At 49.7% G+C, this 20,059-nt stretch carries 14 protein-coding genes; 3 read left to right on the top strand and 11 right to left on the bottom strand.

Going from position 1 to position 20,059, the window contains the following annotated elements:
* Positions 1-74: 74 nt before the first annotated feature.
* Both PaeBR_RS03360 and PaeBR_RS03355 read right to left on the bottom strand, forming a co-directional pair.
* Positions 75-1,340: an ABC transporter substrate-binding protein gene (locus tag PaeBR_RS03360; protein WP_410515062.1), complete on the bottom strand. Its 1,266-nt coding sequence runs from the start codon at positions 1,338-1,340 to the stop codon at positions 75-77.
* Positions 1,341-1,444: 104 nt separating this feature from the next.
* Positions 1,445-3,538 (bottom strand): glycogen debranching N-terminal domain-containing protein, encoded by a 2,094-nt coding sequence (locus PaeBR_RS03355; protein WP_410515061.1) that lies wholly within the window; start codon positions 3,536-3,538, stop codon positions 1,445-1,447.
* Positions 3,539-3,745: 207 nt separating this feature from the next.
* On the opposite strand from PaeBR_RS03355, the gene PaeBR_RS03350 reads away from it, so the two are divergent.
* Entirely contained in the window at positions 3,746-4,756 is a 1,011-nt protein-coding gene (locus PaeBR_RS03350; protein ID WP_410513501.1) for a LacI family DNA-binding transcriptional regulator, read from the top strand.
* A gap of 324 nt (positions 4,757-5,080) precedes the next feature.
* Complete coding sequence (locus PaeBR_RS03345) at positions 5,081-5,938, top strand: DUF6544 family protein (protein WP_410513500.1); 858 nt, start codon at positions 5,081-5,083, stop codon at positions 5,936-5,938.
* A 111-nt stretch (positions 5,939-6,049) separates the two neighbouring features.
* Here the strand turns inward: PaeBR_RS03345 and PaeBR_RS03340 are convergent, their stop codons facing one another.
* The 6 genes from PaeBR_RS03340 to PaeBR_RS03315 form a co-directional block, all read right to left on the bottom strand.
* Positions 6,050-7,534 (bottom strand): glycoside hydrolase family 32 protein, encoded by a 1,485-nt coding sequence (locus PaeBR_RS03340; protein ID WP_410513499.1) that lies wholly within the window; start codon positions 7,532-7,534, stop codon positions 6,050-6,052.
* Between the two features lie 23 nt (positions 7,535-7,557).
* Complete coding sequence (locus PaeBR_RS03335) at positions 7,558-9,882, bottom strand: GH32 C-terminal domain-containing protein (protein WP_410513498.1); 2,325 nt, start codon at positions 9,880-9,882, stop codon at positions 7,558-7,560.
* A gap of 21 nt (positions 9,883-9,903) precedes the next feature.
* Positions 9,904-11,571: an extracellular solute-binding protein gene (locus PaeBR_RS03330; protein WP_410513497.1), complete on the bottom strand. Its 1,668-nt coding sequence runs from the start codon at positions 11,569-11,571 to the stop codon at positions 9,904-9,906.
* A gap of 116 nt (positions 11,572-11,687) precedes the next feature.
* Entirely contained in the window at positions 11,688-12,578 is an 891-nt protein-coding gene (locus PaeBR_RS03325) for a carbohydrate ABC transporter permease (protein WP_410513496.1), read from the bottom strand.
* Positions 12,579-12,596: 18 nt separating this feature from the next.
* Positions 12,597-13,499: an ABC transporter permease gene (locus tag PaeBR_RS03320; protein ID WP_410513495.1), complete on the bottom strand. Its 903-nt coding sequence runs from the start codon at positions 13,497-13,499 to the stop codon at positions 12,597-12,599.
* Positions 13,500-13,647: 148 nt separating this feature from the next.
* Positions 13,648-14,616 (bottom strand): LacI family DNA-binding transcriptional regulator, encoded by a 969-nt coding sequence (locus tag PaeBR_RS03315; RefSeq protein ID WP_410513494.1) that lies wholly within the window; start codon positions 14,614-14,616, stop codon positions 13,648-13,650.
* Between the two features lie 625 nt (positions 14,617-15,241).
* On the opposite strand from PaeBR_RS03315, the gene PaeBR_RS03310 reads away from it, so the two are divergent.
* The gene (locus PaeBR_RS03310) at positions 15,242-16,393 is read left to right on the top strand and encodes an IS110 family transposase (RefSeq protein WP_410512566.1); all 1,152 of its coding nucleotides are present in this window, start codon (positions 15,242-15,244) and stop codon (positions 16,391-16,393) included.
* Between the two features lie 654 nt (positions 16,394-17,047).
* Here the strand turns inward: PaeBR_RS03310 and PaeBR_RS03305 are convergent.
* Genes PaeBR_RS03305 through PaeBR_RS03295 form a run of 3 tightly spaced genes read right to left on the bottom strand, consistent with a single transcriptional unit; the run spans position 17,048 to position 19,678 of the window.
* Positions 17,048-17,806, bottom strand: a complete 759-nt coding sequence (locus PaeBR_RS03305; RefSeq protein ID WP_410513493.1) for an ABC transporter ATP-binding protein — start codon at positions 17,804-17,806, stop codon at positions 17,048-17,050.
* Positions 17,807-17,857: 51 nt separating this feature from the next.
* The gene (locus tag PaeBR_RS03300; RefSeq protein ID WP_410513492.1) at positions 17,858-18,658 is read right to left on the bottom strand and encodes an ABC transporter permease; all 801 of its coding nucleotides are present in this window, start codon (positions 18,656-18,658) and stop codon (positions 17,858-17,860) included.
* A gap of 6 nt (positions 18,659-18,664) precedes the next feature.
* A complete protein-coding gene (locus PaeBR_RS03295) occupies positions 18,665-19,678 on the bottom strand; it encodes an ABC transporter substrate-binding protein (protein WP_410513491.1) in 1,014 nt (337 codons plus the stop codon).
* Positions 19,679-20,059: the final 381 nt, after the last annotated feature.

The following is a 20,059-nucleotide window of genomic DNA, read 5'->3' as shown; positions in this document are numbered from 1 at the left end:
CTTCACTTTTCCTTTCGTATCATAATGAAAGAATGAAGGGATGGGACATATGACTATCCCACCCCGCAATCCGCTTACTTCGCTGCTTCGATTTCCTTATTAGCGACATCCTCCGCTTTCTTCATTGCATCCTCAAGTTTGGAGTTGCCCATAAATGCATCTACAAATTGGTTATTGAAATTATTCATAATGGTAGGCAGGGTGGGACCGGCTTGCCATGGCGTCGCATAAGAAGCACCCGCTACAATCGCGCCGCGCAGTTCATCCTTGTCGTAACCCAGTTCCTGTGCGACCGACTTCCGCGTAGGAAGTGCGAAACCTTTGCTGGTCCACGTCTTCATTCCTTCCTTGCCTGTCAAGTAAGAGATTAACTGCCAAGCCGCTTCTTTCTTCTTCGATTCCTTATTCATTACATAAGCAACTGTGAAGGCCATTGTAGCTTTAGTACCGTTTACAGTCGGAAGCTCAGCGGTGCCGTAATCAAGATCCTTGTAGTTGATTTCCAGGAAAGGAATCGCCCAGTTGCCTTCGAATACGATCGAAGCTTTGCCCTGACCGAACATCTCTCCGCCCCATCCAGCACCTACTTCCTTCGGCTCGCCGGATGATTTGTCCACGTTATGCATGTCTACAACAAGCTGCAGTCCTTGGAGTGCATTTGCGGATGCAAAAGTCGCCTTGCCTTCTTCATCTGAAACTTTGCCTCCGAACGCTTGAATCATGAACATCTGACGTGCAAGCTCAGGCGCAACGCCGAAGCCATAACGAGTGATTTTGTCACCCTCTTTTTGGGTCAGCTTAATCGCGTCGGCCTTTAGCTCATCCCATGTTGTCGGAGGAGTTGTAATTCCCGCCTCGGCAAAATCCTTCTTGTTGTAGAACATGGCAAGGGTAGAGAAATCCTTGGGGAATCCGTAGGTTGCGCCTTCTTTCTTAAAGGCATCGACCATTGGCTGTTCAAAGTCCGCAACGTCAAATTCCGGTGTCACATAACTGTCCAGCGGCTCCAATACATTGCGCTCAATCAGTCCGGGAGCCTCGAATGCATCCAGGTAAAAGACGTCAGGGCCATCTCCGCCAATAAGTCTTGTCTTAATAACATCCATATATTGATCGGCAATGACTTCGTAATTAACCTTAATATTCGGATTTTTGGCTTCGAACTCCTTCAGCGTCTGGTTAAGCAATTCCTGCTCTTCCGGGGTTGATCCCCAGCCTGCAAGCGTAACGGTAACCTCCTCATCAGCTGACTTTTTTGCCGGTTCTTTTTCTGTGCCCTGGTTTGTTTCCACAGCCCCTGCGTTGGTGTTCCCGTTATTACTGCTGCATGCGGTTAACATAAGAACGACAGCCAACATCAAAGACAGAATAACAAGACCTGATTTTCTCATCATCGATATAACCTCCTTTGTAATGTAAACCTTATATTAAAATTGCTAGAATCCTATAAAATCAGCAGCTCATACCCGGTCTGATTAGATAATATCTCCACCTGTGGCCCATTGTTAACGCGAGTGACACGCAGGCTGAGAGTACCGCTGCCAATCTGAAGCTGCTCCACCGTAAGCTCATTCATCTCTTCCAGAAGAGATAGCTTGATCCTGATTTGGCGGGATAGAGCATCAGGCCGAAGACCAAGCAGCACTTGCACGAATGTCAGTGGTGTCCCGGCCGCCCATGCCTGTGGTGAGCAGGCAACCGGATATGGAACAGGAGCGCCAAGTAAATCATCGTACCCGCAAAACAATTCAGGCAGCCTGTAATATTCGAATTTGCCGGCAGCCTTCAATAATCCTTGCATGACCGTGATCGCCTCCTCTGTGAAACCGGATTGACTAAGGCCAAGCAGGCATAGGGAGTTATCGTGCGGCCATACACTTCCGTCGTGATAGCTCATCGGGTTATAGCCTGCGGCAGCCGTACTCATGGTCCGAATCCCGTAACCCCCAAAGAGATCGTGAGCTACCAATCGTGCGGCTACAGCCCTTGCCCGCTCCGGCGAAGCGATTCCGGACATTAGAATATGTCCTGCATTTGAAGTGACGGAATCCACCCGCTTTTTATCCTTATCCAAGGCAATCGCGTAAAACTGCTCATCCTCCATCCAGAAGTCGCGCTCGAAACGGGCTCGAAGCAGGGACGCGTCTTTCTCCATAACGTCCGCCTGCTCATCGCGGCCCAAGTACCTGAATATGGGTGCAAGCCGGGTTAGTGCCTGATACACATAGCCCTGAACCTCAACCAGTGCGATCGGAGCTTCCGCGTAGTCACCGTTGCGGTGAATAACCGAATCCGCGGAATCTTTCCACCCCTGGTTTGCAATGCCTTTGGAGGACTTCTGACAATACTCCACAAAGGAATCGTCGTCATCATCGCCATATTCCTTAATCCACGTCAGCGCTGCTGTGAGCTGCGGCATTAACGAGCTTATAAAATCGGCATCTCCCGTCCAGTGATAATACTCGGCGGCAAGCATCAGAAATAGCGGTGTCGCATCGATCGTGCCGTAATATGGCGTAAATGGAACCTGATTTGTACCGGCTAATTCACCGTACCGAATTTCATGCATAACCTTGCCCGGCTGCTCGTCACGCCACACATCCTCCTTCTGGCCCTGATAAGCAGCCATTGTCAGCAAGGTTCCTTTTGCAATTTGAGGATTCAAGGATAACATCTGCAGGGCTGCAATGATGCTGTCGCGCCCAAAGGGAACGGAGTACCAAGGCAAGCCTGCTACCGGAAATGGGCCGTACCCAAGATCGGTAAGCAGCACCCGCAAATCCTGAACACTTCGATGATACAGGTTGTTGAAAAGCGGCAAATCGCTGGAGATCGAAGTTGATGAAGCATTCCAACCGGCATAAGAGGCTCTAAGTTTGTTCATCGCATCCTTAGGCTCATGTTGAAGCGGCTCGTTTCCATCCGTAATCGGAGCGATAAAGAAAGCGATTTCAATACTTCCCTGAGAATTCAGTTCCACGTCGAAATGCAGCTCTCCTGTCTCACTTATTCGGCTTTCTTTCGTATTCCACTTCACCTTTGTCTCACGCCGCACGCCGTCTGCCCCGAGATAGCCAATCACCCTCTCGCCTGAACTCCTCCGCTCGGCCGTCTTCCTTCCCAACTCCCCATGCTGAAAGCCGCGAACGACGAACATGTCAGCAAAGTCCGCATCTAGCAGCACAGAGAAATCGAAGCGAATGGTTTTGGGGTAGTAGCTTGTTAGCTTGAAGGTTTCATATAACGCACCTTCATAGATAAAACGCGTGCGTTCAACTTCTACGGACTCACGCCACAAAATCAGCTCACCGTTCTCCTCCATATGTGGATTGGTAAGACGAATGGTAGAGATATAATTCTCGTCGGCGGCGGAGGATAATAAGATAGGCTTCTGATCGTTGATTCGGATCTCCATCCTGCTGAGGAACCGGGTATCTCTCGTATAGAGACCCTGACCGGAAACATCATTTCCCACAATGTCCCCGTTCTTATCCGTCATAAGGAACAGATCGTTTTCTTTGATGACTCGATAATCCAAAATTTCCCCCTCATTTCTTTTCATTAAATCCGAAACGTTTCGGAAATTTCTCAAAAAAAATAACTATGAATACGGGAATCTTTCCAAAACGTTTCGGATCAGTTATAATCGAATTATAGTTCATAATGAAAGCATTTACAAGTCTGAATTATAAAATTTTGGGACTATCAAATATCACCTGTATCATACTATTCCGGAGGTATCCATATGATTACCATTAAAGATATTGCCAAAGCGGCCGGCGTATCCGTTACGACGGTTTCCCGTGCCTTGAATGGATATAGCGACGTAAACGAGGACACTCGGCTCAAAATCAGAAACATTGCAGACCAGTTGGGCTACAGTCCCAACATGGCTGCCAGATCGCTCATTTCGAAGAAGACCAAGACACTTGGTCTTCTTCTCTCCAACGTTACAAGGGACAGCTCTAAAGACAATATTGCGTATGAAGTGCTATGCGGTATCAATGACCGTTCGGGAGAACTGGATTATGACCTGGTATTGTTCAGCACGACCCCGCAGAAACAGAGAGTGAAATCATATAAAACTTTATGCCAGGAACGAGGTGTAGATGGTGTCATTATTATGGGGATCCGGCTGGATGATCCCTATTTAACGGAGATTGTCTCCTCTGATATTCCTTGCGTCCTCATCGATATTACACTTCAGGGACCTAATGTCGGTTACGTTACATCGGACAATACGAATGGTGCCCTAACCGCAGTAACCCATCTGCTGGAGTCAGGACACCGTCATATTGCCATGATTAATGGCCATACCCAAGCGGATGTAAGTCTTCTGCGGCTGGAGGGCTATCGTCAGGCGCTAGAGAATTACGGCATACCATTCGACGAATCACTCGTTGTTGACGGATTATTTTCCGAACATGGCGGAAAAGAAGCTGCCTTCAAAATACTGTCCTCCCGCCCTGATGTCACTGCCTTTTTTTGCGCTAGTGATTTAATGGCTTTAGGGGCATTACAGAGCGTTAAGGAATCAGGGAAGTTGGTACCTGAGGATATCTCCATCATAGGCTTCGATAATATAGACCTGACAGCCTATTGCACACCAGCGTTGACCACAATTCATCAGCATAAATACGAGTTGGGTTACCATGCCGCTCAGATCCTCATTGATCTGTTGGAGACACAACAAGCCATTCATCATATCATGCTTGCTACCGAGCTAATCCAAAGAGATAGCGTTTGTAAAAGATAATGTCGAGTTTTGCCTTTGCAAGCGAAGGAGACGGGTTTGGTCTTACACAAAAGGCGTTCTTTTATTGGAAAATCCCTGAGAGAACGCCTACAAAAGAAAATTGACAATTAACTATTAACGTAGTAAATTAATTTTGAACATCGATAAAAATATAAACAACGTTCAAAAATACACCCCCCGGTGCCAACCACCTGATGACCAACAGCTACCGCAAGATCACTCCAAATACCTGATTGAAGTCATGTCGGTTCAACTAAACAAAACCCCGGATATACTAAAATAGATGTCATCGCACCACAGTGCAAGTAAGAAAGGATCATGTGTATGTCTAAATGGCTATTCATTGTGTTAGTGGTTCTCCTAGTTCTTGTTGTCGTGTTTTGCATTGCACTAACGATTGCCAATCTGGTGTTTAACCGAAAAGCAAAGAAGCAAGTGAAGCGGCTGTTTAAAACCAGCCCAATAAGAAATACCGGGATCATCCGCGAAGAAGACCTGGCGGGTCTGCCGCTTCCCGTTCAGAAATGGCTGGAGAACTGTCATATCATCGGAAAAGAAAAAATCACATCCGTGCGGCTGAAACAACAAGGGGTAATGCGAACCCAAGAAGGAGGACCCTGGATGCCGGCCCAGGCCGAACAATATTTTAGAGCGGATGAACCGGGATTTGTATGGAAAGCCGATGTCCAAATGGCCCCTTTTCTCCATTTATCCGGCTTGGATAACTACCAGGAAGGCAAGGGGAAGATGAGCATTAAGCTGTTCTCCTTATTTCCGGTTGTCGATGCGAGCGGCCCTGAAATGAATTTAAGCACACTGCTGCGGTATCTGGCCGAGCTGCCCTGGTTTCCGACTGCGGCCTTAAATCCTTACATCAAATGGGAGCCTATTATTGGGAACTCCGCACGGGCTGTCATGAGCTACAAAGGGGTAAAAGCCTCCGGGGTGTTCACTTTCAATGAGACAGGCGATCTGATCAGCTTTACCGCCAAAAGATACAAGGAAGTAAACGGAAAATATCAATTAAGCGACTGGGGAGGAGTCAATAAAGAGTTCAAAGAGTTTAACGGAATACGCATTCCCTCAAAGTCGGATATCATTTGGAAAGAGAAAACCGGGGATTTCAACTGGTTCCAGTGTGAGATTACAGAAATCGAGTACAATAAACCGGAATTATATTAAAACTCTTTGCTTCAATAAAATAATTTTACAAAAAAATATCCTTTCTATGGGATTTTAGCAGCTACGCTAAACTTGCCAAGAAAGGATATTTCAATCAAATGCAGTTCAGCCTTACCAGATGGAGCGTAAGCCGTATATGTTCATAGACAGGACTTCAATGCTGCCTCCCCGAACATATAACTCCAGCTCCTGATGAGCGGGGTCCGGAAAGACTTGATCCGTCAAGGCAAGACAGCCGTCGTTCGCGAATACTTCAACCGAAGAGCGGTCCACGAATATCCGCAGCTTGACCGTTCCGTTTGAAGGCTGGAGATCATCGCCGTGCCTGCAGGAAAACTCAGGGTGGAAGCCTGTCTCTCCGGCATTCGTGCGGTCTATAAACAAAAATTCGCTGTCTGAATGATAACCGATAATGATTCCCCGATGCCCTGAGCCATGAACCCGAAATCCAAATTCCTCCGCACCGCTTGTTCTGACTTCCGCCTCTATCTCCAGTGTATTTCCCTTGATATCCTTAAGGATATTACCATCACTGGCCTCCACGACTGAATTTTCAAGCTGAAACAGGGGCGTTCTTAATGCCTTAAGCTCTTCTACAGGCGATTGGCGAAGCCGGACTCCGTCTTCGCAGGTCCCCAGCTCAAGCGTTCTCGGCAAAGTCATTGCGCCTCTCCAACTGCCGGCCGGCACCAGGTTGGCGTATTTCCAGTTGTTCATCCAGCCGATGAACAGCCTGCGCCCGTCATGCTCCGGGATATCCGACCAGCTGACTCCGGCATAATTGTCCCGGCCGTGATCGAGCCAAAGCACGGTGTCCTGAGGGTTGTCGTTTACAAATGAGACGCCGTCATAGTCACCAATGAAGTACTGGGTCCGGGAACCCTCAGCCAGTGCATCATTGGCCCCAATACTGACAATGAGCACCCACTTGGATTCACTTTGGCCTCCGTCAACCGGAAGCTCAAACAAATCCGGACACTCCCAAACGCCGTCATGCGAACCCTCTGCGGCTCCGAACTCACCACCGTACGTCCAATGAATCAAATTTGTGGAGTGATAGAACAGAACGCGGTCCGCCGCCGCCAGCACCATGCCCCAACGGCTCCTTTTTTCATCCCGGAACACTTTGGGATCCCGGTAATCGGTATAGCGTTCATCCTCCAGTACGGGATTGCCTGCATAGGTAACCCAGGTTCTTCCTTTATCGTTGCTGTAGGCAAGACTTTGCCGCTGCCGCGGTTCTCCAGTTTCCGGATGCAGATCTGCATGAGTGAACATCGCAACAAGGCCGGCGGACCCGCCGAAAAACCCCGTCGTATCCTGCCAGTCCACAACAGCGCTGCCCGAGAATACAGCCCCGTTATGATCGGGCCAAAGTGCGATGGGAAGCTGTTCCCAATGAACCAGATCCTTGCTTACCGCGTGTCCCCAATGCATGGGCCCCCATACGGTACTATGGGGATGATACTGGTAAAACAAATGATATTCCCCTTCAAACCAAACCATGCCATTGGGGTCATTCAACCAGTTGGCCTCCGGCGTATAATGATATTGCGGACGAAACCGCTCGTCATACGTTGTCGTTGTCTTCAACACTTCAACATCTCCTCTAATCACTGTCATTGATAGGCAGGGTTCATCTCCCAAATGTCCATACGGATGAGTCCGGCGGGGCCGCTCGCCAGAAGCAGCAACCCCAGTGCATCTTCCCGCGAGGGATAAGCCCGGGTGGTCAGACTCTTCAATCCGTTGGCATAACATTCGATCAGAGACCGGTCTATGAAAATATGCAGCTTCAGCTCTTCCTGCCCGATTGGAAGACTGCCGCCTTGAATTCCCCGGGTACGTTCTCTCATGTCCAGCGTCGTCTTGGTCCGGTTGACCAGCAGCCGCTGCTCCGGACGGTTAAACAGGATGACCGTTTCTTCCGCTCCATCGGGCGAACGGCGAAGAGACAGGCCAACCTGATCGGCCCCGGCGGAATCAAAGGCCAGGATGATTTCCAGCAAATCTCCTTTAATCCCGTCCAACTGCCGGTTGATATCTTCCAGGCTGCTTCCGTTTACCGATAATAGATGCCTTCCCCTGAGAAGTGCGGTTTCTTCAACCGGTTCAACGCCAAGCTGTCCATCCCCGCGCAGAAATAGCGAAACCGGCATCCCCGCCCCGTGCGCCCAACCGCAATCGTAGTCAATTTCCGGTGTCCGCTCGCCTTGCGCAATAGTAAAGACAAGTGCGCGTCCGGTCCGCGGATCAACCATTCCGCTGGGCCCCGTGAAATGAAAATCGCCGACATCAATAAGCCCGGGCTCTTCGTTATCCGGCCGGAAGCGGCACTCCTGCGGATTCCAATCGCCTATCCAGTAGTTGACCTCTACCGTCGCTCCTTCGCCCCACGGGCTGATCAGGAGTACATGCTTCCCTGAATCGGCTCCATCTTCCTTCTTGAGCGGGAGCAGAACGGGAAGCTCCCAGGCGACGCCGAGATAAGGATACTTGCTGTAATCACTCCTATATAACGGTCCGCGATATTCCCAATCCAACATATCCGGGGAGCTGTACACAAGAGCGGTTCCGCCTTCGCCTTCCTCGCCGGCGCCGGAACCGACAAGCATATAATAGGTTCCGGCCTCTTCCCATACAAATGGATCACGGAATTCTCCATGCAGGCCTGCGTCTTTTTTCTGTCTCAGAATAGGCTCGGGATGCTTCACCCATTTCTTTAAATCGTTGTCTCCGTCTTCAGGGAACGTGCTCCGGGCCATGCCTATCGATTGATTGGGGAATTCCTCATTGTTCCCGGTTGTATAAAAAAGCACCGGCAGTCCTTCCGAATCAAAAGCAGCGCTGCCCGACCATATCCCGTCAGGATCAAGTCCGGGTTCCGGGCTCAGCGCGGTCGGCAGATCACGCCAGTGCACCAAATCCTCGCTGACGGCATGGCCCCAATGAATATAATGATAAAATGGACCGTTCGGATTCTGCTGATAGAACAAATGATACTGCCCGTTAAAATAGAACGGAGCATGAGGCTCATTCATCCAATGTCCCGGCGGGTTCATATGAAACTGCGGTCTGTGCCTGTCAGCGGTGAAAAACTTGCGCGGAATCTCCATATCCTCCGGGTTTATGGACGGAACAACCCCGCCATGAGCGCCAAGATCATCTTCATACCTCCGCAGAATGTCCTCCTCCGGCAACGCCTTGTCATAAATGATGAGTTCGTCCATCCATCCGTCATAGTTGTTCATGGTAAAGGATTCGGCCAGGATTACGCCGTTATTGTTTCGCCCGACCAATAAATCGCTATCTGCAGGCGTTATGTTCGAGGGCAGATTCGTAAGGGTTTCAGCCGTTTTTTTTCCGTTCAGATAAAGCGATAACCGCCCTTCGCGTCCATCGTAAACTGCGGTAACGAAAGACCACTGACGCAAAGGAATCGGCTCGCGGGACCATACCTCCAGCCATTTTCCACCTGCTCCAAGCTGCAGCGACCATGCTCCGTGTTTAAACATACCAAACACATACCCTTGCCCGGCTTCGCGGTTATGCTGGTTCACAATGGCGGACAACCTGTTCTTCGCTCCATAATCATAAGTGCGCGGGGCGATCCAGGCCGAGAGGGTCAAAGCTTCAGAGGGCTGGGTGATTTGGGAAGCGCGGCGCCGGATAAAGGTCGAGTAGCCGTCGAAGGATAAGGCCTTGCCCTTGATCCCGTCAATCCAGACCGGATGCTGCGGCGCCTGAAATCTCCCCTTGCTCAATGCGAATTCTATCGTATCCGTCAAACCGGATATGGAGTCTTTTGTTCTATTTCCATGCCCTTCGTCAAATGCCCAGTAAGCGATTGTATGATTCATTTTATTTCTCTCCATTCTCCGGTTGTCATCATTAGGGGCAAGCCGGAGCGCCAAACGATCCGGCTTGCTTTTTTTATATCCCAAACAGGCAACTTTGTGCGGTTCTTACTTTTGAGCAGCCATGTAGCGGTCGTATCCGTCCTGGTAAACCTTCATCAGGTCTTCAATGCCCATTTTTTTCAGATCGGCGGTGTATTTATCCCATTCCTGATCCACGCCCCCGTTCATCAACCACCCAGCACGCATTTTGTTCGTATAGGTCTGAATCTCGGGTTTAATCCGATCGATCGTCTGCAGCTCTTCGTCCGTGAAGAAGATAAGCGGATAATGCTCTTTCTCCATCTGCGGCACGAAGATATTCTTGATGTCGTCCATGCGCTGCTTGGCGCGAGGCTCGGGAGCGACCACCTTTTCAAAATCTTCGCCCGTGATGACACCCGCTCCACCCAAAGCCACTGTCCGCCGGAATTCGCCCGGATTCTCAATATCCTTCTTCTGGACAAGCAAGCCGTTTGCGTCCTTCTCAAACCAGGTGCCAATCGGCCCCCAATGAACTTCCGCAGCCATTACAGGTTCATACAGCTGATCCAGCCACTGCGCGGTAATGTCCGGATTCTTATTCTCTTCCGTAATGACGGTGCCGCTTCGGCCAATCGCCGAGCCGTTGTTCCATTTGACAACCATATCCTTGAACGGAGGAACGATAGGATAATGTTTGTCTCTCTCCCCGCCCACAACGTCCGTACGGTCCCACCACAGGAATGAACCCAGTGTTTCATCCTCCGTTTTTCCTTTTGCCAGATACTGCGTATCTTTATGGGTAAAGGATTCTATATCGACAAGGCCCTCCTCAAACCACTTGGAGAAGTAGTTGATCGCATCCTTATAACCAGGCTGCAGGGCTGCGTAGTAAACTTTGCCGTCTTTGACATTCAAATGCTCGGAGAAGGTGTTGTTGCCGGGCTGATAGGTTTTGTCCGGTTCGCCGAATGCGCCGAACAAATAACCGATGTCGCCAGTCCAGTAGGCGTTAATAAACGAGAGCGGAATTTCATCTTTTTTGCCGTTTTTATTCGGGTCTTTCTCTTTGAAGGCTTTGAGAACATTGTGATACTCCTCAAGCGTTGTCGGCATTTCCATACCCACGTTCTTCAGCCAGTCAGAGTTAATATACAGGAAGTCCGGATTGGCGCCGATTTCCTCCTGCCCGGTTCCCAGTTCCTCGCCTACAGGAAGAGAGTAGATGTTGCCATCCGGAGCGGTGACGAGCGCCTTAATATCAGGACGCTTTTCGAAAAGCGCTTTCAAATTCGGCATGTTCTTTTCAATAAGATCATTCAAGGGGATAATGGTTCCGTCTTTTCCGTAATTCAGCAGTTCGGAGTCCGTAAAGCCTGCTCCGTAGAACATGTCCGGCAAGTCCCCGCTGGCGAGCAGCAGGTTTTTCTTCTGGTCATAGTCCGTATCGACGATGGTATCCCATTCCACATGAACGTTGGTTTGGGACTCCAGTCTCTTCACCAGCTCGAAATCGTTGAAATCGCTCGGCGCAAGCGATGGGCGTTTCGCAACCGCTTTCAATGTCAATGTCTCTTTAAGCGGAAAACCGCCGGCGCTGTCGTTCGTCGCGTTTGTATCGGTTTCACTGGATGCAGCCGGCGGCGTGTTGGAGTTGTTGGTGCTGGTGTCTTTGGCATCATTGCTGCTGCATGCAGTCATCATGACCGAAGCGGACATCAACGTTGCAAGGAGAATGGACATTTTTCTTTTCATTATGAATTGAACCTCCCCAAATGATTTATAAATGTTGGTCGAACGGACTACTTACTGCGGGCTCTTGCCGGATATCACCTCCTTAAATGTGTCTTCGGTGCGGCTTGGCTTCTGGATCAGCCCTTAACCGAGCCGATCATTACCCCTTTGACAAAATAGCGCTGCAGAAACGGATACAGAATAAGCAGCGGGAGAGCAGCCACGATGATGACTCCGAACTTGATCAGTTCCGTCACTTTCTGCTGGGCAACCAAGGTTGCGATATCGGACAGCATATCCCCGGATGGCTGGTTTTGAATCAAAATATTCCTCAGGATAAGCTGAAGAGGATAGAGCTCGGCATCGTTCACGTAGATCAGAGCATCGAAAAATCCGTTCCATTGGCGAACTACGGCCAGGAGAACCAGCACGGCGATAATCGGTTTGGAAAGCGGGATGACGATACTCCAGACGTACCTCATATTCGTGCAGCCATCAATTGCCGCCGCTTCCCTCAGCTCATCCGGCAAGGACTGGAAGAACGTTCTGGCAATAATGATGGCAAAGGCATCCACCGCACTGGGGAGCACAACCGCCCAAACGGTATCGATCATATGAAGCTGTTTAACAAGCAAGTAAGTAGGAATAATGCCTCCGTTAAAAAAGAGGGTGATGACAAATATCATCATAATCGCGTTTCTTCCGTAAAGATCTTTACGGGACAGGGGATAAGCCGCCATGATTGTCAGCGCCGAGCTGATTACAGCCGCCATCCCCGCATATAACAGGGAGTTTCTGTAGCCGAGCCAAATGGCGCTGTCGCTAAAAATCCGTTGGTATCCCTCAAAAGTAATATCTTTAGGCCAGAGCCATACGTTCCCGGCGTAAATTTGGTTGGGATCGCTGAAGGAAGCAATCACGACGAAATACAGGGGGTACAAGATTAATAGTGTAAATCCGCCAAGGACAATAAAGTTCACCACATCAAAAACAATGTCGCCTTTCAGTTTGCGTTTTGCCGTAAACATGTTTCTATTCCCCCCCTTCTAGAACAACCCGTTGCCGCTTATTTTTTTGGCCGCACGATTTACAATGACAAGAAGCACCAGATTGATGGCTGCGTTAAACAGGCCGATGGCCGCTGAGAAACTGTACTGGGCGCGCTGAATTCCGATTTTGTATACATAAGTCGATATAATTTCGGATGTATCCACGTTCAAGTCGGTCTGGAGCAAAAATGCCTTCTCGAAGCCCACGTTCATCAAATTGCCTACAGCCAGAATGAACAGCACGGTAATCGTCGGCAAGATGCCGGTGAGATCAATGTGGCGGATTCTTTGCCATTTGTTCGCTCCGTCCATGACGGCGGCCTCGTGCAAATGCGGATCGATACCCGCCAAAGCGGCCAAGTAAATAATGGTGGCAAATCCGGTTTCCTGCCAAACTGTACTCAGGATATAGATCGGGCGGAACCAGCCTGCCTCGGACATAAACAGAACCGGTTCTCCGCCGAAAGCTCTTATCAAATGATTGACCAGCCCGCTGTTCGGCGAAAGGAACACCAGAATCATGCCGGCAAGCACCACAGTCGATATGAAATAAGGAGCATAGATAACAGTCTGGACAAACCGCTTGAGCTTTTCCCGGGCCAACTGGTTCAGCAGAATAGCGATAATGATCGGAACGGGAAAGGAGATCACCAGGTTTAGCAGACTCAGAAACACCGTGTTTTTGATAATCGGCCAGAAATTATAGGACTCGAAAAAACTCCTGAAATGTTCAAACCCCACCCATGAACTCCCCCAAATTCCTTGACGCGGCGAAAAATCCTTAAAAGCGATTTGCACCCCGTACATCGGGATGTAACGAAAAATAATAAAGTATGCAACAGGCAACAGCAGCAGCAGATATAACTCCCAATTGCTTCGGATTGCTTTTAGACTTCTCACGTTTGACTCCCCTCCCGGTATCTCATGGTTACCCGCAGGCTTCCGGTACCCGCTTCGTGTTATTTGACTTGCACGTTTACATACTGCGCATCTCCGGCTGATTAAATTTCGGCGGAATTGAAACGTTTCCAACTTAGTCGAAAAAAAATTAAGTGGTCTCTCCTTCTCTGTATGTAACCGGTATTCTGTATACCTCCAGGTCCAATGTTTCTCCTTCCACCTTCTTCAGCAGCAGTCTTACAGCCGCTCTGGCCATTTCCTCCACAGGCTGCCTTATCGTGGACAATATGGGATGGAAAAGGGGATGGTCCTGTATCCCGTCGTATCCTATCACCTTCACATCTTCAGGCACGCGAATCCCGGCCTGCTTGGCTTTCTCTATATATGTGGCCGCAGTCATGTCCGTGATGGCGAATACACCGTCAATATCCTTATGCCTTTGAAGAAAAGTGTTATAGTATTGTTCTTCATCGCGGATCGGATCCGGCTCTTCATAAACGACAAAAGGAACACCGAGCGCCTTCGCTTCATGCACAAAGCCCTCTCTTCTAAGCATCGTCTCGCTGTAAACGGAAGTAACGGTCCCCAGAAATGCAGGCTTCTTCGCTCCGGCTTTTACCAGCTCTCTGAGCGCTACCCGTCCGCCTTCGAAGTTGTCCGAGGTCACACAAGTAATCTTCTTGTTAAAATGCCGATCGATGCTGATGATCGGTATATCGGTGCTCACACTGTTCTCAATATCGTTATAAGTGATTCCGATAACGCCGGCGACCTTGTTCTGCTTCAGCATATCAAAATAATACAGTTCCTTCTCGGGCTTGCCGCCGCTGTTGCAGAGCATCAACTTGAAGCCTTCAAGGTCGAGCTCATCTTCGATATAATAAGCCAGCTCGGAGAAGAACGGATGCCAAATGCTCGGAAGGAGCAGGGCTATCATTTTGGACCTTTGCATTTTGAAATTGCGTGCTACTTCATTCGGTACATAGTTCAGGGCTTCTATCGCCGCTTTAACCTTGTCACGAGTGACAGGTTTTACCGCCCCCGTGTTATTTATCACCCTGGAGACCGTACCCACCGCAACCCCCGCTAAACTGGCAACATCCTTTATACTGGACATGATGATGATCCTCCACAGCTTCTCTTTATGATAGCGCTATTATAACATCAAATTGGAAACGTTTCAATATCTATTTTTAGGAATTAGCGTATTTAAGGTACCCCAGGCGCTGAAATGTTGCAGAGAGTGCAGGAATTAGCGTATTCAAGGTACCTCAGGCGCTGAAATGTTGCAGAGAGTGCAGGAATTAGCGTATTCAAGGTACCTCAGGCGCTGAAATGTTGCAGAGAGTGCAGGAATTAGCGTATTCAAGGTACCCCAGGCGCTGAAATGTTGCAGAGAGTGCAGGAATTAGCGTATTCAAGGTGCCTCGGGCGCTGAAATGTTGCAGAGAGTGCAGGAATTAGCGTATTCAAGGTGCCTCGCGCTGAAATGTTGCAGAGAGTGCAGGAATTAGCGTATTTAAGGTGCCTCAGGCGCTAAAATGTTGGAAGGCGTTGAATCCACAATTAGCGTCACCTCAGTCCGTTTCTGTTCTCTTTTAGTAATCAGCATGATAATAGTTATCATGAACGAAACCGACATCGCAATTTGTTTATCTCGTAGGTTGAAATGGAAATCCTAAGAGTGAATGGCTCAAAGATTCCAATTCAGAGCTAACAAACAAAAAGGAGTCGGTTTACTAATGAGTATCGCCAAAAAGTATATTGGATTAGACGTATCCAAAGCCAAAATTGCTGTAGCCATCGCGGACGAGGGCCGAAGCGAACCCCGCTTCTGGGGGATTATCGAACATACCAGGGAACGTGTTCTAAGGCTTTTGCAGCAGTTGCAAGGTTCCGGAGAATCCAGAGCGGAACTGGAAGTCTGCTACGAAGCCGGGCCCACCGGGTACATGCTTCACCGCTGGCTGCTGGAATCCGGCATTTCCTGTACGGTTGTCGCTCCCTCCCTCATCCCTCAGCGGGCCGGCGACCGAATCAAGACCGACAAGCGGGATGCGCTGCGTTTGGCTCAGCTGTTTCGTGCCGGCGAGCTGACCGGTGTTTACATCCCATCCCCTGAGGAGGAAGCTCTCCGGGATCTCGTTCGAGCCCGGGAGGACGCAAAAGAAGATATGAACCGCCACAAGCAGCGCATGGGCAAGTTTCTGCTACGCTTGCAGCTCGCTCCCCCAAGCAAGGTCAAGGCATGGACCTTCGCCTACGAAGAGTGGCTGGACACCCTCCGCTTCGAGAGTCCCTGCCACCGTATGGTGTTTCAGGAATACCGGGAGAGCATTCGAGAAACGGCAGAACGACTCCGGCGTTACGAAAAAGAGATCGAGCTTCTCTCCCACACCCATGCGCAGGCGCCGCTTATTGAAGCGCTTCAGGCGCTGCGAGGGGTGGCTACACTCACCGCCACGACGCTGGTGTCGGAGATGGTCAGCGTGACGCGGTTTGCCAGCGCCCCCTCATTCATGAGTTACTGTGGTCTGGTGCCCAGCGAGCACTCCAGCGGCGTGAGCCGCAGTCAGGGGAAGCTGACCAAGGCCGGTAATGCGCATTTGCGACGGGTGCTGGTCGAAGCTGCCCACCATTACCGGCACTCGCCGGGAGTGCGCCGCAAACTGCGCGAGCGGATCACCGGACTGCCGCCGGAGGTGCAGCGGATGGCCTGGGAGGCACAGAACCGGTTGCACCGCAAATATATGAACATGCTGGGAAAAGGGAAGCACAAATCGAAGATCGTAGCCGCCATTGCCCGGGAGCTTGCCGGATTTGTATGGGCGATTGCCCGAGCTTTGGAGATGGACGACCGAAACCCCGTCCCGGAGTCCAAGCTTGCCGGGTAACCCTCTCCGTCCGTCTACTGCAATGTGACGCTGTATACCACTGAAAAATCACTCCCTAAAGGAAAGGAGATGAATGCCAGGAAGCCGGAGCATGACTTACCTTGGAGGCAAAATCGAGCAAGGTGAAGAGAAACGCCGCGGAAGCCCTTTGTGCCCGTTTGCTTGCGAACGATGGACGAAAATAGTTAGCGGCAGGCTCTTCAGATGGATTAATACCATGTGTAAACCCACGAATATCAGGATGCCGACCAGCGAATGATTTTTGCCTCCAAGCTAAGGACATGCTCCCTCCCTAATGTGTAAGGAAAGAAGTCACACTCAGAGTCAACCCCTTTGGAAAAAGGGGGCTCTCTTTAAAAGACGTCTATTGATAGGTTTGTTTAAGTGCGCCAAAAACGGAGTTGCTACAGCGGCGCTTGACAGTTTCGTTCATATCAAGGGCTATACAGTCCGTCCAAAGGCTCGAATCCACGTATCCCCGCATGCAACCTTTTGTCAAGCACTCATTCTGGTGTTGAGCCCTTTTTGTACCCTGTAAATCCGCAAAAAAAAGAACCCTCTCTACAGAAAGTTCTCCATTTTAATATATGATCGAAACGGTCATGCCAATATTAATTTGGCTCTTCGATAGACGCCTGCTCAAGGCTTCAACTCTCAGTGCTTCAACAGCTGAACGATTTCATGTTTAAGAGCCAGGAAATCGGGATGCTCCCGGACCTCAGGCGTCCTTTCGGCAGGAAGCGAAACCTCAAACTGCTGCAGAAAGCGGCCCGGTGCGGCTCCCATTACGATAATTCGCTGCGACAGAAAGATGGCTTCATCAATATCATGCGTAATGAACATCACGGTAGTCTTTTCCCGTTCCCATACCTCCAGCAGCATTTCCTGCATTTCCAGCTTCGTCTGCGCATCCAGGGCACCGAACGGCTCATCCATTAGCAGTACCTTGGGACGATTGGCTAACGCCCGGGCAATGGCCACCCGCTGTTTCATCCCGCCGGAAAGCTGTTTGGGATAGGACTTGGCGAAGCTCTCCAAACGGATCACCTTCAGAAAGTGATTGGAGATTCGGCGGCGTTCCAGAATAGGTATACCTTTTAACTTTGGACCATACTCGATGTTCTCGCGTACCGTCAGCCATGGAAACAGGGTATAGCCCTGAAACACCATCCCCCGATCAGCCCCCGGTCCGATAATTTCCTCACCATCGACAGAAAGAACTCCGCCCGAAGCATCCTCAAGACCAGCGACAATCCGCAAAAGCGTTGATTTACCACAGCCGGAAGGCCCTATGATTGTCAGGAACTCATTCTCGCCTACCGTCAGATCAATATTGCGCAGTGCCTCGAATGTTTTATTTTTCGACTCGTAGACTTTGTTCAGCTCTTTAACCTCAATGATTCCCCGGCTCATCTTCATCCCCCCAGTGTACTTCTTCTCTTATCTGCCTTTATCCGTACATCCTTAAGCCCACGGAAACCATCTGCGGTTCAGAAAAGCGAAAATGCGGTCGCTGATCAGGCCCAGCAGGCCGATAACAATAATGCCTACAAAAATTTCGTCGGTATTCAGAAATCGCTGCGCCTTCATAATGGCATAACCCAGACCGCTGTTGACCGCAACCAGTTCGGCCACAACAAGATACGTCCAGGCCCATCCCAATATCAGACGAAGAGTGTTCATAAGCTGCGGCTTTATTGCCGGAATAAGTACAGTTTCGATTGCTGCCCAACGGCTCGCGCCAAGAGTGAAGGACGCCTGTATGAGATCCAGCGATACGCGTCTAGTATTATCAGCTACCATTAACACAAGCTGGAAGAAACAGCCGATGAAGATCAGCAGGATTTTGGCCCACTCCCCAATACCTGCCCACAGCATAATCAAAGGAATGAAAGCAACCGCAGGCATATAACGGATGAATTCCATAGGCGGTTCGATCAGAGCCTCTCCATACTTGAATGTTCCTGCAAAAATGCCAAGCGGAATGCCGATAATACAAGCAAGCAGAAACCCGGCGCTCACCCGAAATACACTAATCCCAATATGATGCCAGTATTCCCCGGTACCCAGCAGCCTGAATAGCTCAAACAGCACCTGATGCGGTGTCGGCAGGAATGTCCGGCTGACCGCCTCACTGTAACTAAGCACCGACCATACAGCCAGAAGCAATAAAAACGAACAGGCTGCCGTTACAGCGAAGGACCGGGGGCCGATCTCTTTGAAGATTTGTATTCTTTGAGGCTTACGACGTTTCTCCGGTTTCATGGTTCATCACTTCCCCGCTGCTTTTTGTACGAATTGCGGATCAAACAGAATAGTTACATCATCAATTGAGTCCACCATATCAAGGCCTTGAAGGAACTTTGCCGTTTTTTCTGCGGTGAACTTCAGTGAGGTATAATCGCTGCCTTCCGTAAAAGCCTGTATATTCTCTTCGGCCGTAAACAGTTTGATGCTGTCCATGCCCAGTTTGAAATCCTCCGGTGTCGTTTCTGCGTGCTTTGCCAGCAGCTCGATGGCTTCTTCCTGATGATCCTGGAAATAGGCAAGAGCGTCAAACCAGGCATCGACAATTTTCTGCACATCTTCAGGTCGGTCGTTCACAACACTTTCCTTAAACACGAGCAGGTCCGGGATCAGCCCCGGTGTATCTTTTGAGGAGAAGAGCACTTTCCCCTTACCTTCCTTGACCGCCTTCGTCTGGAACGGCTCCCACAGCACCGATGCATCACTTTGACCGGCAATAAAAGCAGGGCCTGCATCATTCACCGTCATATTGACGTAATTAATATCACTCTCTTTCATACCATTCTCGGCTAATGCAGTCAACAGAAGCAGGTGATCCACCGTTCCCAGTTCAGTGGCTACCGTCTTGCCCTTTAAATCCTTGATACTTGCAATGTCCGACTTGCTGACAATGGCATCGCCGCCGAAGGAGTTATCGTTGACCAGCACGGCCTTTAACTTAATGCCTTTGGAGAGGGGAGCAAGCGTATCGCTGAGCGTTTGGCTGTTCGCATCCACCTTGCCGGTTGCAAGAGCCTGCAGCGAATCGCTGTATACGGGGAAGAATTGCAGATTGACATCGACTCCATGCTTTTCAAAGAACCCCTTTTCCTCTACCAGGTACCACATGTACCAACCCGGCCAAGGACTGAGAGCAATGGTAACAGGATCTTCTTTCCCGCCCTCCACAGCAGAGCTATTATTCCCTCCACAGCCCGCCAGGGTAATTAACGGCATCAGCATGATCAAGGTTAAACACATTTTCATAATCTTTGTCATAATCTCCCACTCCTGTCCCTAAGCTCCAAAGGCGTCATCCTTATGGGCGTTTTGAAACTTTATTCAATAAAAAAGAAGGACAAAAGACAAGGAGAGTAATCTCCCTGGCTTTTATCCTTCCGTGTTATACGAAGACATGCCTGCTTATTCCGCAGCCTTCGTACGCTAATCTCTCGGACCAGACCCGATCCATGATCTCTGTCGGCATAACCGACGAAGACAGGAACAACGGAACCCTAGACAGCTGGTTGTTCCCAGTGATGAGGCTACGGGAACCGCTATTCATTTGTTACAATACCTAACATTTATTCGTAGTATAAAGGGTATCATACGGAATTGTCAATCCCATTTGTAATATAAGCTGACATTAAATTGAAAAAC

It is taken from the genome of Paenibacillus sp. BR2-3 (assembly GCF_046529485.1).
Classification (GTDB): Bacteria; Bacillota; Bacilli; order Paenibacillales; family Paenibacillaceae; genus Paenibacillus_AQ.
This window is presented reverse-complemented; position numbering and strand designations above follow the sequence as displayed.